Annotated in this window: 15 protein-coding genes; 2 read left to right on the top strand and 13 right to left on the bottom strand. The window is 30.9% G+C overall.

Annotated features, from left to right (window positions below; all coding sequences use genetic code 11):
- Positions 1-44: 44 nt before the first annotated feature.
- The 11 genes from FHR24_RS13755 to FHR24_RS13705 form a co-directional block, all read right to left on the bottom strand.
- On the bottom strand, positions 45-959 hold the full coding sequence (locus FHR24_RS13755) for a CPBP family intramembrane glutamic endopeptidase (RefSeq protein ID WP_167190092.1): 915 nt from the start codon (positions 957-959) through the stop codon (positions 45-47).
- Positions 941-1,975, bottom strand: a complete 1,035-nt coding sequence (locus tag FHR24_RS13750; RefSeq protein WP_167190089.1) for an o-succinylbenzoate synthase — start codon at positions 1,973-1,975, stop codon at positions 941-943. The genes FHR24_RS13755 and FHR24_RS13750 overlap by 19 nt, the downstream gene beginning before the upstream one ends.
- 58 nt (positions 1,976-2,033) lie before the next feature.
- Positions 2,034-2,564, bottom strand: a complete 531-nt coding sequence (locus FHR24_RS13745; protein ID WP_167190086.1) for an SRPBCC family protein — start codon at positions 2,562-2,564, stop codon at positions 2,034-2,036.
- A 42-nt stretch (positions 2,565-2,606) separates the two neighbouring features.
- A complete protein-coding gene (locus FHR24_RS13740) occupies positions 2,607-4,016 on the bottom strand; it encodes a PepSY domain-containing protein (protein ID WP_167190083.1) in 1,410 nt (469 codons plus the stop codon).
- A gap of 6 nt (positions 4,017-4,022) precedes the next feature.
- Positions 4,023-6,287 carry a TonB-dependent receptor gene (locus tag FHR24_RS13735; protein WP_167190079.1) on the bottom strand — a complete coding sequence of 755 codons (2,265 nt, stop codon included), beginning with the start codon at positions 6,285-6,287 and terminating at the stop codon, positions 4,023-4,025.
- A gap of 162 nt (positions 6,288-6,449) precedes the next feature.
- Positions 6,450-6,833: a hypothetical protein gene (locus tag FHR24_RS13730; RefSeq protein ID WP_167190076.1), complete on the bottom strand. Its 384-nt coding sequence runs from the start codon at positions 6,831-6,833 to the stop codon at positions 6,450-6,452.
- Between the two features lie 74 nt (positions 6,834-6,907).
- Positions 6,908-7,801: a 1,4-dihydroxy-2-naphthoate polyprenyltransferase gene (locus FHR24_RS13725; protein WP_167190073.1), complete on the bottom strand. Its 894-nt coding sequence runs from the start codon at positions 7,799-7,801 to the stop codon at positions 6,908-6,910.
- Positions 7,802-7,880: 79 nt separating this feature from the next.
- Positions 7,881-8,666, bottom strand: a complete 786-nt coding sequence (locus FHR24_RS13720; protein ID WP_208412363.1) for a (Fe-S)-binding protein — start codon at positions 8,664-8,666, stop codon at positions 7,881-7,883.
- 73 nt (positions 8,667-8,739) lie between these two features.
- Positions 8,740-10,053: a (Fe-S)-binding protein gene (locus FHR24_RS13715; protein ID WP_167190070.1), complete on the bottom strand. Its 1,314-nt coding sequence runs from the start codon at positions 10,051-10,053 to the stop codon at positions 8,740-8,742.
- A 5-nt stretch (positions 10,054-10,058) separates the two neighbouring features.
- Positions 10,059-11,018 (bottom strand): MlaD family protein, encoded by a 960-nt coding sequence (locus FHR24_RS13710; protein ID WP_167190067.1) that lies wholly within the window; start codon positions 11,016-11,018, stop codon positions 10,059-10,061.
- 20 nt (positions 11,019-11,038) lie between these two features.
- A complete protein-coding gene (locus FHR24_RS13705; protein ID WP_167190064.1) occupies positions 11,039-12,502 on the bottom strand; it encodes an N-acetylmuramoyl-L-alanine amidase in 1,464 nt (487 codons plus the stop codon).
- 128 nt (positions 12,503-12,630) lie between these two features.
- On the opposite strand from FHR24_RS13705, the gene FHR24_RS13700 reads away from it, so the two are divergent.
- A complete protein-coding gene (locus tag FHR24_RS13700; RefSeq protein ID WP_167190061.1) occupies positions 12,631-15,237 on the top strand; it encodes a putative LPS assembly protein LptD in 2,607 nt (868 codons plus the stop codon).
- 8 nt (positions 15,238-15,245) lie between these two features.
- Here the strand turns inward: FHR24_RS13700 and cdaA are convergent, their stop codons facing one another.
- On the bottom strand, positions 15,246-16,019 hold the full coding sequence (gene cdaA, locus FHR24_RS13695) for a diadenylate cyclase CdaA (protein WP_167190058.1): 774 nt from the start codon (positions 16,017-16,019) through the stop codon (positions 15,246-15,248).
- 102 nt (positions 16,020-16,121) lie between these two features.
- On the opposite strand from cdaA, the gene FHR24_RS13690 reads away from it, so the two are divergent.
- Positions 16,122-16,631, top strand: a complete 510-nt coding sequence (locus tag FHR24_RS13690; RefSeq protein WP_167190055.1) for a DUF7935 family protein — start codon at positions 16,122-16,124, stop codon at positions 16,629-16,631.
- Between the two features lie 55 nt (positions 16,632-16,686).
- Here FHR24_RS13690 and FHR24_RS13685 read toward each other — a convergent pair whose 3' ends face one another.
- Positions 16,687-17,778: a YncE family protein gene (locus FHR24_RS13685; protein ID WP_167190052.1), complete on the bottom strand. Its 1,092-nt coding sequence runs from the start codon at positions 17,776-17,778 to the stop codon at positions 16,687-16,689.
- Positions 17,779-17,782: the final 4 nt, after the last annotated feature.

Below are 17,782 nucleotides of genomic sequence, written 5' to 3'. Positions count from 1 at the left end.
TTTAATTTAAAAGTACAGAAGAATTTAAAAAGAGACAATAAATTTTAGACGAGTTTTTCTTTCCAACCAGTCCATTGGTATTTTTTAGCAAACACTAAAAGCAATAACGGATACAAAATCGCAATTAAAATTAATTCTGCCATTAAATTAGGTGATGAAAAATCTTTAAAAATTGCATAGGTCTGAAAAGCAGTCCAATCTGTAGTAACCAACAAAGCTGTAATTAAATTATTAGCTGCATGAAAACCTAAAGACAACTCAATACCTTCGTCCATTAAAGTGATAACACCTAGCAACAAGCCTGTACCTATATAAAAAACCATAATTCCATTTCCTAATTTATCAACCTCAGGATTGGCAATGTGCATCAAACCAAAAGCAATAGAGGTAACTACTAATGGAAACCAACTTGTTTTACTAATCCAACCCAAACCTTGCATTAAATACCCTCTAAATATATATTCTTCAAAACTGGTTTGAATAGGAATCATTACAATTGCAATTAAAAAAAGAAGAGCAAATTTTGCTGGTTTAAAGTTTAAAATAATCTCTTCTGGATTTAATAAGACTCCCAACAAAATTATCATAGCACTTATTGTTCCCCATAACAAAAAGGAAAAGACTATTTTTTTAACGTCTATTTTAGAACTACTACTGCTAAACACAGACCAACTAACGTTATGTAGTTTGATAACTACTAAATAGAGACCTACTAAACTTCCTACAAAAGGCAACATCATAAATATTAAACTTACATTGCTATCAAACAATGTCATTAAATAACTAAAATCTTGTATTCTAGTAGCATCGGCAGTTCCTGAATCTATTTTGGAAGCTATAGCAAAATTATAAGGCAAAGAAAACAATCCTGTTAGTACGATTACAATTACAATTCCCACAACATATCTCCAAGCTTGAGAATTTCCCTTACTTGCTTGTGCTATATATTTATTTTCCATGCTTTTTTTGTATTGTATTGTATATTTCCATTTATTACCTCTAAAGGGCTTTCTATATTATTGGTATACAAACTACCCGTTCCTAAACCTTGTGGTAATGAAACTCCCAAAGTATAGGTGTATTGACTTATGGCATTTAAACCAATATTACTTTCTAAGGCTGAGGTTATCCAATAAGGAATATTTTGTTTGTTTGCCAATTCTATCCACTCATTACTCCCTTTAATTCCACCTACCAAACTGGGTTTTAAAATAAGGTACTGTGGATTTATTTCTTCTACAATTTGTTGTTTTTCTTCTTTATAATAAACACCAATCAATTCCTCGTCTAAAGCAATAGGTACTGGAGTCTTTAGACACAATTCTTTCATTGCTTTTAACTGCCCTTGTTTAATGGGTTGTTCTATAGAATGAATGTCTAACTTTGCCAATTGTTCTAATTTACTCAATGCATTTTTAGGGGTAAAAGCTCCATTAGCATCTACTCTTAATGTAATTTCTTTAGCTGAATATTGGTTTCTGATAACGGTTAATAATTTAATTTCTGTATCAAAATCAATAGCACCAATTTTCATTTTTATGGTGGTAAACCCTGCTTTTAATTTAGATGCTATTTGTTCTTGCATAAAGCTTTCAGTTCCCATCCAAACCAAACCATTGATAGGAATACTAGCTTTATTTTGAGTAAAATCCGATGGAAATATATTAAAACCTGTACTACTTTCTAAGGATAAAAAAGCTTGTTCTAAACCAAATTGGATAGAAGGAAACTCAATTAACTGTATTAATAACTCTTGAAGTCCCAAATGAATATTATGACAACCCCATGTTAGTTTTTCTTCATAATCAGGTCTATCATCAGCACTTAATCCTCTAAACAATCCTGTTTCTCCATATCCTATTTTTCCGTTATTTTCTAACAAAATAAAATATGTTTCCTTGTTTCTTAACACACCCCTAGAGGTTCCTGAGGCCTGCTTAAAATTTAAAATATACTTTTTATAACTCGCTCTCATACATTAAAAAAATCTTTTGACTTAGATCAAAAGGTTTGTTTTTTATAGGTTGATTTCTTTATTTTTCTAAATTAGATTTTGCTTTTGCCAAACCTTGACTAAAATCTTTACCCAAAATTTTATCCATATCCATAAACATCATAAAAATTCCTTCTACAAATCCAAAAGCACCTGTATATCCCCAAGTTACTTCTGTTCCTTGTGCTACTTCTTTAAATTTAAAATATCCTTTAGAGGTAGATTCATAAGGTTTTTCAAATCTTAATTCAGACACAATTTCTTTATTAGGTGTTATCATTTTAATTTCTTGCTCTCCAACTCCTACTTGATCTAACTCGGAAATCCATCTGTGTACAGATCCTACTGTGTTTCCTGCACCTCTGTATTCATTTATCGTTTTTGTGTCTCTTTCTTGCCATGGAGAATAATCTTCCATGTTTTGCAAAGCCAAAAAGTAAGGAAACACAACCGCTACCGGTTTGTTAATTACAATAGAACGTTCTACAGTTGCTTCTTTAGGAGCTATGCTACCTAATACAATAATAGTGATGACAATTACGGCAACACCGTATAAAAAATATTTCTTCATAGTTAGATTGTTTTTCCTAGAACTAAGATACCATTTCTTAATTTATTTTTTAATTATCTGGATAAAAACCCTTAGTCCGCTAAACAAAATTAACAGCACGCTTAAAATAGCAAATGCTATAATTATATCTCTTGTTCCTTTTCCTAAAAAATCTAGAAAATGAAATTTATGTAACATTATAAAACTTAAAGCTTCTCTTTTTTTATACTTATCTACTATAGAACCAGGTATACCCGATGAAGTTTGAACAAAACAACTTGTGTTTTCTGAATCGTTGAAAGCAATTTCATACACAGGCAATCGCTTGTTGATAAATCCATATTTGTTTTCAAAAAAAGTAATAAAATTAGTTTCTTTTATGTCTACTTCTTTTTCACCTGTAATCGCCAAAGCTCTTTCTTTTGCATAAATCTCATCTCCTTTTTTTAAGATTTCTAGAGAGTTAGAATTAAAATAAGTAGCTGTTTTTTGTTTTAAGAACTGGACTCTATAATACGTTTGTTCTTTTATTTTGACCAAAGATAATCTTTGAATTTTAGAACTATTTTGAATTTTAAAAATAGAGGTCTCTATATCTTTTAAACCAAATTGCTCTTTAGGTTCGTATTGATTTAAATCGTACTTCTCAAATTTTTGAAACGCATGATACGCACCACTAAAAGAAAACATTAAAAAGAAAATTGAAACTGGAATAGAAATATATCTATGTACATTTCTTCTCTTTAATTTATCTGCTTTTTTCGTTCTTTTTTTATATTTTTTTCTATTTCCAAAATAAATATACAATCCTAAAACCCCCACCACAAAAGTGCTTAGTGATATTGTAAAAATAAAAAAGGGCTTTATGGTATTGTTATCTCCTAAAAAACTCCAATTGTGAAAATTGCTAAAAATCCATAAATAAGATCGTTTTAGTCGGTTGTTAATGGTTCCCAATCCACCCGAAGCGATGTGTACAAATACATCAGATTTTTCAGCATCATTAAATCGAACTTTATACACAGGTAAGTGTCTATTAATTACTTTGTACTCATCTGTAAAAGAACTGACCACTTTTACACTTACAGCGTTTGCCTCTGTATTTCCTAAATAATATTTTGCCAAATAAGTTGCATATTTTTCAGCCCCATCTTTTATAAAATCACCTGTTGAAGCACTGTAAAAAACCTGTTTGTTTTCTTTTAAAAAAACATAACAAACTTTAGTGTCTATCGTTTTTACACCAACATTACTAAACTCTTTTATATTGTTTAAACTAGCTACTTGTTTTAAAGAAAGTTGAATTTTAGTCGTATCTATTTTTAATGCTGGAGCCGATCTATGTGCCGGTGTTATTCTAAACCAATTGGCCATAATTGGATGTGTTAGACCGCTTACACACCATAAAACCACAGGTAATAAGCACACAATGCTTAAATACCTGTGTATTTTAAATATTGTTGATTTTTTCATCTGTTGTTATTGAATAGAATATTTAATTCCTACAGTAATATTTCTAGGATTTCCTGGAGTAAACGTAGTAGATCCATAACCTGTACTTGCTCTTGTTGCGTAATTTTTATCTGATAAATTCAATAAATTCATCCACAGATAAATTTTAGAAAACTTATAAGATGTTCTAAAATTAAACACATCATAACCGTTATATTCTATGGTATTTTCATTATCTGTATAATATTTCCCTAAAGACTGCCACTCAAAACCTAAACGCAATCCTTTTAAGTAATTGGGTTTGTAAATAATTCCAAAATTATTTATATAACTAGGAGCTCCTGGCATATCATTTCCGCTAAAACTAGTACTAGAAGCACCATCAGAGACCGTTCTTACAAATCTTTTATATTTATGCTTAGAGATACTACCTGAATTTCTAAAAGAAATCTCTTTATTTAACTTATAATCTACTTTATACTCTAAACCATAATGTTCAGAACTACCTGAATTTTTATTTTCATAACTATCTAAATTCGTAGTGGTGTCAATAGTTCTAACAGATACAATTTCATCTTCTCCGTCTAAATAATAAAGTGCAAAGTCTATATACAAACTATGTTTAAACAAGCTTGTAAACGTTCCTATTTCATAATTATTAAACTTAGACGGATCTAATAATGGAACATCAGATTCCCCATATAATTCACCTACAGAAGGAGGCACAAATCCTTTAGAATAATTAGCATACCCACCATAGTTTTTATTTTTATACACCATTCCAATTCTAGGAGTTACAGACCAAAAAGTATTATTGGTATTGGGTGCATTGTATGAACTTGCAGAAGCCCCTAATTTATTTTTAAAATGATAATCAAACGCATCTACTCTTAACCCTCCATTTAATCTAAAGTTAGAAGTTAACTTGTATTCACCTGTAAAAAAAGTTCCTACGTTTACAAGATCTGTATTGTAATCAGATGCAAATGTTCCTAATTGTTTAAAACTTTCAAAAACTCCATCTGCATTTCTAAACACCTCTAACTCCTCTGCATAATAATCATTGATTGTAATATCTACAACCGCACCAGCACTGTATTTAAAAACATCAGATAGCTTGGCATTGTGTTGAAATAAAAGGCCATAAGAATCAAAACTATTTTTATTGATATTACCTGTTTTTGTGGTAGCGTTTAATGCCGCTCTATTAGATATTCTATACGATGGGTTTTGTTTTAAATCATTATTTCTATAATACACTTTGGCAAAAGAATTCTGATTTTCGTTCCACTTGTAATTTAAGGTACTTGTTGCTCTTAGTGATTTTGCATCTCTAAATGTAAATGTATGAATAGACGAAAAATCTTTTTTATGAAAAGCATCTTCTCCAATACTACCACTCATATCACTTCTATAATCAATATAAGTTACCGAATTTTCTATATCAAACTTATCTGTAAACTGATGTGTTATTTTAGCGGTTAAAGCAGATTTTTCATAATCTCCATAATCTCTAAATCCATCAACAATAGAAGATCTATAGCTACTTACATAAATTCCTGTTTTACCAACTGTTCCAGAAACTTTTCCATCAAATCTTTGATATCCTAAATTATTTACTCTAGTTCCAACCTCTATATTTAGTTCTTCTGTTGGTTTTTCTGTAATAAAGTTTACAGCTCCTCCAATGGCCTCACTTCCGTATAAAGAGGAATAAGCACCTCTAATAATTTCTAAGTTTTCTATAGCAGCAGCATTGGTCTCTAACAACGCATTGTGATTAAAAATTCCTGTTGGTCTAATTGGCAACCCATCTTCTAAATACAAAAAGAAACTTTTTGTGGTCATTGGTTGACGAATGGCCATCATATGTTGTTCGTTTCCTAAATCTACCATTAACACCCCTGGTTTCTGGTTTAGAACTTCAGAAATATCATTCGGTTGCATTTCTTGCATTGTTTTTTTGGTGACGACAGAAATAGCAACAGGTACATCGTGTTTGTTCTCTTTTTGTCTTGATGCAGAAATAATCACCTGATTTAAAGACTCTAATGATGTTTCTAACAAAATAGTTTTGGGTACATTATTAGCTTTATAACTTATAGATTGATATCCGTAAAATGAAATAGAAATTTCATCATTTACAGATGCTGATTCTATCGTAAAATCTCCTTTATTGTTTGTTAAAGTAGTTTGTTTAGATTGTTTTGTAGTAACAATAGCTCCTTTGATAATTTCTTTAAAATCTTTTCCTAAAACTTTAGAGGTAATTGTTTTTTGGGCATGTGACATTACTGTGCATAGTAATGAAACACATACTATTATATATGTTTTTTTGATAAACATTAACGTAAGTGTTTTATCGCATGATGACTTTTAAGTTCTGCGATGATTGATAAATTGTAATAGTTATTTTAATGAATACGTATATTTTAACAGAAGTTAAAACATGTATTATAGTACACTATCGGGTGGAGGACACAAAACATCACTACAAATAGAGTTTATAGCAATTTTAACATTTGTATAATTATTAGCAATCTCTGTTTTGAATAAGTAAGTTTCAAAACAATACGTTTTTTGTAAAATTGTAATAGGTATTTCAGACAAATCTAACCTAGGAATTATAGGTTCAGATTCTTCTTTTTGTTGAGTTTCAGCCATTTCTTTCATTAACTGACATTTACCGTTACAAGCCATTTCTGGAATGTCTTTATTTTCACACAAAACTGTTTTGTAATATGTATAGTTAGCAATGTAATTAAATACCGGAAAGAACGGCTTAAATACAGCTAACATATATAAAAACAAAATTAAATAAGTGATTTTAATTTTCACAAAACAATTTTAAAGCGGCGTAAAACTACAACAAAACATTTAAGTTTCAACAATCATTATCCTAAGAAATAGGATTAAATAATAAATCCCAACCCAAAAAGAATGGCAAACAAAAAAGTAGACAAGGCTACTTTTTTTAATTCAGGATCTAGTAATACAGCTTCTTTATTACATACCACTGTTTTGATATGTTTTACCATAGGAACAAATGCCAATAAGAACAAGAATTCTTTGTAAGAACTAAAATCTATTAATGTATAGATTGTTACAGACACTATACCTCCAACAATTAAAAAATAATGGTATAGTTTGGCTTTTTTAGCTCCCAATTTAACGACTAAAGTGTTTTTTTTCGATAAAATATCTGAGGCTCTGTCTCGCATATTATTTAAGTTTAATACAGCTACGCTAAACAAACCCACACTAATTGCGGGTAAAAAAGACAATACATCTATTTGTTTTGTGTACAAAAACTCACAACCAATTACACCTAACAATCCAAAAAATAGAAAAACAAAAACATCACCAAATCCAGAATATCCATAAGCTCTTTTTCCCATGGTATACTTTATTGCTGCTCCTATGGATGCCAATCCTAAAAAGAAAAATATAATAGAAAGCACAAAGTTTTCACTTCCAAAAGAAGTGTAAATTAATCCTATTGCAATAAATAGCGTGATAAAAATGGTTAAATAAATTCCTTTTAACATTTTTTGGGGACTAATAGCTCCACTTTGCAAAGCACGTTGTGGCCCAACTCTATTCTCGTTATCGGTTCCCTTTACACCGTCTCCATAATCATTGGCAAAATTAGACAAGACCTGAAAACCAACTGTGGTTAACAAAGCTAACACACAAATATCCCAACGGAACATTCCTTTTGATACCGCTAAAAAACTACCTACAATAATTCCTGATAATGATAAAGGCAAGGTTCTTAATCTTGCTGCTTCTATCCAATGTTTCATATTTTTAAACATAAAAAATGTGACTATTTCACTTTGATAAGTACCGTATAGTCACATTTAATTTTAAAATCTTTATTTCTTACAAACCTAAAGCCTCTGCCACCAATTCGGCAACATCTTTTACTTGAACTTCGGCTTCTTTTTTCTTGTTTTTAATTCCGTCTGTTAGCATGGTATTACAAAACGGACAACCTGTAGCAATTACATTAGGCTTGGTTTCTAAAGCATCTTGTGTACGTAAATCATTTACATCCATCGTTCCTTTTTCTGGTTCCTTAAACATTTGAGCACCACCTGCACCACAACATAAAGAATCTCGCTTGGATCTTTTCATCTCTACCAAAGTGGTTCCTTCAATTGCTGCTAATAAATTTCTTGGAGCATTGTACTCATCATTGGCTCTACCTAAATAACAAGGATCGTGAAATGTAATATTTCCTACTTCTAAATTCGCCTTTGACAAATCTAATTTTCCTTCTTCTACCAATTGCTCTATAAATTGTGTATGATGAAAAACTTCGTACTTACCTCCTAGCTCTGGATATTCATTTTTAAGTGTGTTAAAAGAGTGTGGACAAGCAGTTACAATTTTTTTAACATTGTACATATTCATTACCTCTATATTTGTAATGGCTTGCATCTGAAATAAAAATTCGTTTCCTGCTCTTTTAGCAGCATCACCACTAGAACTTTCTTCCGTTCCTAACACAGCAAAATTTACATTTGCTTTGTTTAAAACTTTTACAAAAGCTCTTGTTATTTTTTTTGCTCTATCATCAAAACTTCCTGCAGAACCTACCCAAAATAAAACATCTGGTTCTTTTCCTTGGGCAAATAAATCTGCTATAATTGGTACTGTTATCATAATTACGAATTGTATAATTACGAATTACGAATTCTAAGAACTCATAATTGTTAATTGTTATTATTAATTGGCTCTACTCTTCGTTTACCCAATTTAAACGATCCATTTGACTGTATTGCCAAGGTGCTCCGTTGTTTTCTACATTCTGCATCATTGTATTTAACTCTTGTGGTGCTGCAGATTGTTCCATAACTAAATATTGTCTCATATCCATAATAATAGACAAAGGATCTATATTTACAGGGCATTCTTCTACACAAGCATTACAACTTGTACATGCCCAAATTTCTTCTTGAGTTATATAACCCTCTCCCAACAATTGCTTTCCATCCTCTTGAAAAGTTCCTTTATTAGCATCTATGTTTTTACCTACCTCTTCTAAACGATCACGAGTTTTCATCATAATGGCTCTAGGTGATAATTCTTTACCTGTTAAGTTTGCAGGACAAACAGAAGTACAACGTCCACATTCTGTACACGTATAAGCATTCATTAACTGCACCCAATTTAAATCGGTTACATCACTTGCACCAAACTTTTCAGGCTCCCCTTCATCTTCGGTAGGAGCTGCATATGGATCTGCGTTAGGATCCATCATTAATTGTACTTCTTTGGTTACATTTTTATTGTTTACAAACTGCCCCTTGGGTTTTAAATTCGCATAAAACGTATTAGGAAATGCTAATAAAATATGTAAATGTTTAGAGTAGTATAAATAATTTAAGAAAGCTAAAATTCCTATAATGTGAATCCACCAAGTAGTGCGTTCTATTACATGAATTCCTTCTGATGATATTCCCGAAAACAAAGGAGCTATAAATTGACTAATTACATTCCCTACCCCAGCCTCTTGCAAATGAATATCTGTAGCATTCATGATCAAGAATAAAGACATTAAAACCATTTCAAAATAAAGGATAATATTCCCATCACTTTTAGGCCAACCCGTCATTTCTTTACTTAAAAAACGTTTTATTTTAATAATGTTTCTACGAATCCAAAAAATGATGACTGACACTAAAACTAAGAACGCTAAAATCTCAAAAGTTCCTATTAAAAAACCATAAATTCCGTTTCCTAACACAGGTAAAAACAAACGATGAGTTCCTAATAAACCATCTAAAATAATTTCTAAAACTTCTATATTGATAATGATAAAACCTGCATATACAATAATATGAAGTGCTCCTGAAACGGGTCTTCTTACCATTTTAGATTGCCCTAAAGCAATACGGATCATGTTTGCCCATCTTTCAGATTTTTGATCTGACCGATTAACATCTTTCCCTAGTTTTATATTACGAACCAACTTTTTAACATTGTTTGCAAAATAAAACACTCCAACTCCCAGTAGGATTGCAAAAATAACATTTGGAATAAACTGCATAGTTTTTATTTATCGGTGGTTTCTTTATATGGTTTTGCTTTTTTACCAAATAAAGAAAAATGAACAAATCTTTTAGGATGTTCTTTCATATCTCTTAACAACTCTTCTAACTCCTTACTTGCTTGCTCCAAATTGTTATACAATTTTTCGTCTTTGGTTAGTTTTCCTAGAGTTCCGTTTCCTGCCTGAATACCTGCAGTAATACTATCTAAACTAGCTGCTGTATTGTTTATCTTTTTTGAGATAGATAAAATTTTAACTTGAGCCAATGAGTCCGAAAATACTTTTAGATTTTTAGTAGTAGCACTCATACTTTTTAACGTAGCATCTAAATTTGTTTCGTTTTTAGCAATTACGTTGTCAATTGTTTTAGACGTATTGTTTAAAGTAGCTAATATTTGATTGATGTTTTCTATACTTGATTGAAGATTCCCAATCATATCATCACTTAACAACACATTTACATCATGTGCAACAGAGTCTATATTTGTAATTGCATTTTCTATTTTGGATTGTAAAGGATTTAATTTATTGGTAAAAGAAGACAGCATATCAGATTCTACATCTCCTTTAAGGTAATCTCCTGGTTTTGCCAATTCACTATCATCATCAGCAGGAACTATTGCTAAAGATTTTCCGCCCATTAAACCAGCACTGTATATTTTGGCAATACTATTTTTAGAAAATTTAAAATCCTCTTCAATGGTAAATTCAACAATCAACTCTCCTTTTTGGGCAGGATCTTGACTAAAATAAATATCAATAACACTACCTACGGTAAATCCATTTACTGTAACAGCACTAGATTTTCTTAATCCATTAATATTTTGATAGGTTGTATAGTAACTATTCAAACCACCTCTTAACAAATTCCTACCTTTTAAATAGCTAAACCCCCAATAAAAGAGACCCAATATGACTATAGTAGCAATTCCTGCTTTAAATTCTTTTGAAATTTTTATCATGCAACGAAAATACAAAATATTTAATTTCTTTCTCTTTTCAACGCTTCTTTTAAGGTGATTCTTTTGTTATTTAGAAAAGCTACAATAAACGACGATCTGTATTTTTTATTTTTTGCCGATTTTAAATACGTTTTTGCTTTTGCATAAGAACCTGTCTTTCCTAAGTAATATTTGTAATAAGCCCCCACTTTTACGGCTTCTACTTCTGTTAATCCTTTAAAGTTAGATGGACTTGTACTTATTTTTTGAGTAGAAGATGCTATTTGAACTTTATAATACACATCAGAAACAGGTTTTACTTTTTGGGCAATTACGCTTACTGAAGAATCTGTTGCTGTTGCAACATTTCCATTATTTGCGAATGGAACTAAAAATGCAGTTCTATATCCTTTAGATTTTGCTTTTGCTAAAACCTGAAGCGCTTCGTTTCTTGAAGAGTAATTCCCTAAATAATATTTATAAAACTTATCTACCTGAACCCTTTCTACATTTTTAAACCCTTTAAAATTATAAGAAGATGTGCTAATTCTACTTTTACCAGATGCTATTTGTATTTTGTAATAAGCTATATTATCGGTTGTAGTTCCTGGTGTAGAATGACTTGTAACTACTAAATTTTCTTTTGTTATCTCTTTTGTTTCAGTTAAAACAGGTGCAACGGTATAGCCTTTATCAGCAACATTCATTTGCTGTCTTTTGTAATAGTCTAAAATAGATTTTGCAATAGATCTAGACATTTGACTTTGTCCGGCAGGAGAATATAAATATTTCCCTTCTATTCTATTGGTTAAAAATCCTGTTTCTATCAGTACACTTGGCATGTAAGTTTGATACAACACTACAAACCCAGCTTGTTTTACTCCTCTATTTACCCTTTTTAAGGTTTTTTCAAACTCTTGCTGAATTAAACTAGCCAACAACAAACTCTGATCTAAATACTCTTCCTGTTCCAAAGACAAACCTATTACAGATGTTGGAGATTTTGGATCAAAACCCTGGTAACGTTCTTGATGATTTTCTTCTTGTAAAATTACTTCATTCTCTGCCTTAGCTACTCTAAAATTTCGTTCATTTGCATGCAATCCTAACACCCAGGTTTCGGCTCCAATAGCCTGACTGGTATGTGCGTTACAGTGTACAGACACAAATAAATCAGCATCTGCATCATTGGCAATATCCCCACGCTTCCATAAATCCACAAAAACATCCGTTTTTCGTGTATACATCACTTTTATTCCAGGTATTTTAGACAGTTCCTTACCTGTATTTAAGACTATATTTAAGGCAACATCTTTTTCTTTTGCTCCTTTATATCCTATTTTACCAGGATCTTTACCTCCATGACCTGCATCTAAAACCACAATAAATGGTTTGTTTTTTTGTGCATAAACCCTCGTAAAACCTAGATTTATAAACGATAAAAAAAGAACTCCTAAAAATAGTAAGGAAAACTTATGATATTTAAATACTGTAATCAATTTCATCTATAAAATTTAATTATTTTTGGGGTCTTAAACTGGCATCTATTTTGTTGCCTGTAATTGACTATACAAAAATAGGACTAAAAGCATTGCAAACAAATAGACTTCAATTTCTTTTCTCAGTTTTATTCATGTGCATAAACAGTTTCACTGTAACTGCACAAGACATAAAAGACAATGCTAGCAATATAACGGTAGCAAATGATTCTATTGTTCAAAACGATAGTATACCACCCGTCAAAAAAAACAAAGCAGCTGTACAGTACATTATAGAACACAGTGCCGAAGATTATATTTTAGAAGATGTAATTAACAAGAAGGTAAAATTATACAATGAGGCTCATGTAATATACGATCAATATGATATTACTGCTGGACAAATGTTGATTGATTACAACACCAATACTGTTGAAGCTAGAGGAATACCAGATGAAGATGGTAAATACTCTCAATTACCTGTTTTTAAAACAAAGGAAAATGAAACAACACAAGATTCCTTAATTTTTAATTACAAAACTAAAAAAGCCATTATTTATGGTTTAGAAACTGAACAAGACGGAATTAATACTTTAGGAGAAAAAACCAAAAGAGTAAATGACTCTACCATATTTGTTAGAAACATTATTTTTACAACATCAGACCCTAGACATCCTGATTACTACTTAAAAACAACAAAAGCTAAAATTGTTCCAGGAAAAAAAATTATTACAGGACCTACCAATTTAGTCATTGCAGATGTTCCTACACCAGCTATTTTTCCTTTTGCTTATTTTCCATTAACTAAAAATAGAACTTCAGGAATTATTTTCCCTACTTATGGAGAATCTTTTAGTCAAGGATTCTTTTTACAAAACGGTGGATATTATTTTGCTGTTAGTGATTATTTTGATTTAAAACTTACTGGAGATATTTACTCTAATAGTAGTTGGGGTATAAACATAGCTTCTAACTATAAAGTTAGATATAAATACAGTGGTAGCTTTACGTTTAATTACGATAATCTAATTAATGGTATAGAGGGGTTTTCTAGTTATAGTGTTACCAAAAACTCAAACCTTAGATGGTCTCACAATCAAGATAGCAAAGGCTCACCAAACAGTAGGTTTTCATCTTCTGTAAACATTGGTAGCAGTCAATACTTTAAGCAATCTATTAACGAGTCTAATACAGGTTTAGGTTTACAAAACACGTTAAGTTCTTCTATTAACTATTACAAAAAATTTGTAGATACCCCTTTTAACATGACCGTATCTGCCAACCACCAACAAAACACAAATACAGAAGTGGTAACTGCCACACTACCTTCTGTAAGATTAAATATGGACAGATTGTATCCTTTTGCGCCTAAAAATGGAACTAAAAAGAATGCATTTCAAAACATTGGTTTAACCTACTCTTTTGAAGCTAAAAATCAGGTAGAAACAACAGAAGATAAGTTTTTTGCTGGAGAAATTTTTGAAAATGCTAGAAATGGAGCAAAACACAATATAGGTTTAAGCACCAACATGAAACTATTAAAATACTTTTCTTTATCTCCCAGTGCTAATTATAGAGAAGTTTGGTATACTGAAAAAGTAAATAAACAATACGACAGTACTGAAGACGAAGTTTTAACAGACACTCTTTCTGGTTTTTCTACATTTAGAGACTATAGCCTATCTACTTCTTTAGGAACTACCGTTTATGGTATGTTTAAATTTAAAGGAAGTAAATTAAAAGCAATTAGACACACCATGAGACCGTCTATTAGTTACAGTTACAGACCTGATTTTGGTTTTTATTACAAAGAAGTACAAGACGATGCAGACGGAAACACAAGAACCTATTCTCCATTTGAAACAGGAATTTATGGTAGTCCCTCTAGCGGAACTTCTAATTCGTTAAGCTTTAGCTTAGCCAACACTTTAGAAGGAAAAGTAGCAGACAAAGACGATCCTGATGGAGAAGATAAAAAAATCACCATTTTAAATTCTTTAAACTTAAGTTCTGGTTATGACTTTACCAAAGATGAATTTAAACTTTCTAATATAAGTTTAAGTGCAGGAACCACTCTGTTTAAAAAAATGAATTTAAATTTTGGTGCCACACTAGATCCTTATGCATTGGTAGATGATGGTACTGGAAAATTTGAAAGAATAAACACATTAAGCTATACCAACGGAGGGCCTTTGGTTAGATTAACAAGTGCTCGCTTTAGCACAGGTTATTCTTTTTCTAGTAAAGATTTTGACAAAAAGAAAAACGGAGAAAAGGGAAAGAAAGAAGAAGAAGAAGAAACCACTGCATATGACCAAGATATGTTTGGACAAGGCTTACAAAACACAAACGACTTTCAGAATCAACCCGAAGAAAAAGAACCTAAAAAGAAAGATGAAAATAAATCACTTCCTCAATACATTTCATCAATGCCTTGGAACATTCGTTTTTCTTACTCTAGTAATTACTCCGTAACACAATCTACAGGTGTAGGAAGAGTGAGTTCTAATTCTCTAACTTTTTCTGGAGACGTAGAACTTAGTCCTGGTTGGAAAGTTGGAGCTTCTTCTGGGTACGATTTTGTTAGTAATGGTTTTACATATACCAATCTTCGTTTTACAAGAGACCTTAGTAGTTGGAGTATGAATTTTAACTGGATCCCTTTAGGAACCAACAGCTCTTATTACTTTTTTATTGGTGTTAAATCTTCTGTTTTAAGCGATTTAAAATGGGATAAACAGGCTACTAACAGAGATTTTTAATCTGATTATTAAGACAAGTACATTCTTATTTTTTCTTGTAGTTCGTTGTAAGAATTATACAACTCAAACTCTCCATCAATAATAAAAGATATTTCTCCTGTTTCTTCAGACACCACCAAACACATAGCATCTGTTTTTTCTGTAATACCAATTGCTGCTCTATGTCTTAATCCAAATCTACTTGGTAATTTACTATCCGACAAAGGCAATACAACTCTTGTGGCTATAATGTGATTTTCTTTTACCACCACAGCTCCATCGTGCAACGGACTATTTTTATAGAAGATACTTTCTAAAATAGGTCCATTCATTTGAATATTCATAGCATCTCCTCTTTCTGTTAAAAAATCAAGATTGCTATTTCTTTCTATCACAATTAAAGCTCCTGTTTTGGTCGTTTCAAATTTTTCGCAAGTATGCACCAAAACCTCAACATCTAAATCTATAGATATTTCTGCTTTTAAAAATTTTAGTTGTTTGATAAAGTTCCTTTTAGATTTAAAGCTTGTCGACCCTAACATTAACAAAAATTTTCTCATTTCTGGATGAAAAATAATAATCAATGCAATAGCCCCACCGCTAATTAAATTCCCTAGTAAAGAGCTAAACATTTCCATATGTAAAGCTGCGGTTACTTTGTAAATTAAAAAAACAATGGCAATTCCAATAAAAATATTAATAGCTACTGTACCTTTTAACAATTTGTATACGTTAAACAGTAAAAAAGCAACCAAAAGAATATCTAAAACATCAACAAAACTAAATTCTAAAAATTGAAACACAGATTGGTATTTATGTATAGTAGGCTAAAAGTAATCATTTTTACAGAAACTCTTATTTTGACAGCAAAAAACTAAAATATATATTCGCAAAAATTTTTAGACATGAATGAATTTATTGAATTGTTAAAATATACCATCCCATCTATAGTTACGGCGGGAGTTGCTGCTTACTTTTTTAAACAAATACTAAATAACGAAACCAACAAAAGAAAGTTTGAGGCTTTTGCTGAAAAGAAAAAACATAGCTTACCTATACGATTACAAGCTTATGAAAGAATGACTTTATTTTTAGAACGTATTGAGCCCACAAATATTTTAGCACGAATAGAACCTTTTGAAATGAATAAAATTGAATATGCTAAACTATTAATCACTCAAATTAATGCTGAGTTTGAACACAACTTGGTACAGCAAATATACATTAGCGAAGATGCTTGGAAACTGGTTAAAAACGCCAAACAAACAACGTTAAACACCATTACGGCTCAAAGTATGAAAGAGAACATTAATTCGGGAAAAGAATTACAAACAGCTTTGTTACACCTTAAAAATGAATCTCCTATTATTATTGCGCAACAGTTTATTCAGAAAGAAGTACAAAATATTTTATAAACAAAAAGCCCATACAAATTGTATGGGCTTTTTTCTTCTTCATAGCAAATTTTCACTACTCTATAAAGTATACTTTAGAAGCACCTAAACCTACAGCGCTACTGTATTCTGTCTCTAATGTAGAAACGTTAACGATGTTAAATTTACACAAAGATGTAAATGAATATGAAACCGTAAATAAATAATTTTGTTTAGTACTCATCCCATATATAGACCCTACAGAAATACCTTTTGAAGTTGAAATTTCGGTTGAATTGTCATTAATCATAAAAACTTTATCACCCACATAATAATAAATATTTCCATTATCATAAGACATTAGAGTAGCTCTTGTGTTCTCTGTAAAAACTAATTCCTTGTTAATCGTATTATCCGCTATATTGATAAACGAAATAGAAGATGTTGTATTGGTTAAGGCTGGATAATCTGGTGCTCCTCCGTATGTTAATGGTTTTCCTTGAGAAAGAACTACTAATTCACCTGCATTGTTAAAAAACAATTCATCTGGATTATCTTTTACTGTAACGGTAGTTATGCTATTACCAGCTCCTAAATCTACCACAGAAACTATATTGTTAGAAGAAAAACCTCCTTGGTGTGATACATACAACTTGTTGTTTTTTGTAACAACTCTTTCTACTCCATTCGCTAATGGAATTGTAGTTTCTTCTATTGTATTCGTCGTTAAATCTAGAACAGCAATATAATCATCTGTTTCATCAGAACCACTACCCCAGTTGGTAATATATCCTTTATCTCCAACAATAGTCATATATCTAGGATTTCCCAATCCTGTTTGTACAATTGCTTTTTTCTTAAACGTGTTTTTATCAACCACTATAATTTGGCTAACATCATTTAAAATAATATAAGCATCTTCTTCTCCAAAACAAATGGATTGAATTAACCCTGCTGCTTTTGCTCCATTTTCATTTTCATAATAAAAAACATCCGTATTATTTTTTCCAAAATAAGACACAGAACCGTCTTTGGCTCCAAAATTTCCTTCAGAACTAACAATAATGTCTGAGTTTATAGTTTCAAAAATATTTTGAGTAATTGTTTCTGTTATTGTTTCTTCTTTGGTACAAGAAGTAAAAACAATACTAGAAAGTAGTAAAAGTTTAAAAATTGAGTTTGTTTTCATTTTT

The sequence above is a fragment of the Wenyingzhuangia heitensis genome (assembly GCF_011762155.1).
GTDB lineage: Bacteria > Bacteroidota > Bacteroidia > Flavobacteriales > Flavobacteriaceae > Wenyingzhuangia > Wenyingzhuangia heitensis.
This window is presented reverse-complemented; position numbering and strand designations above follow the sequence as displayed.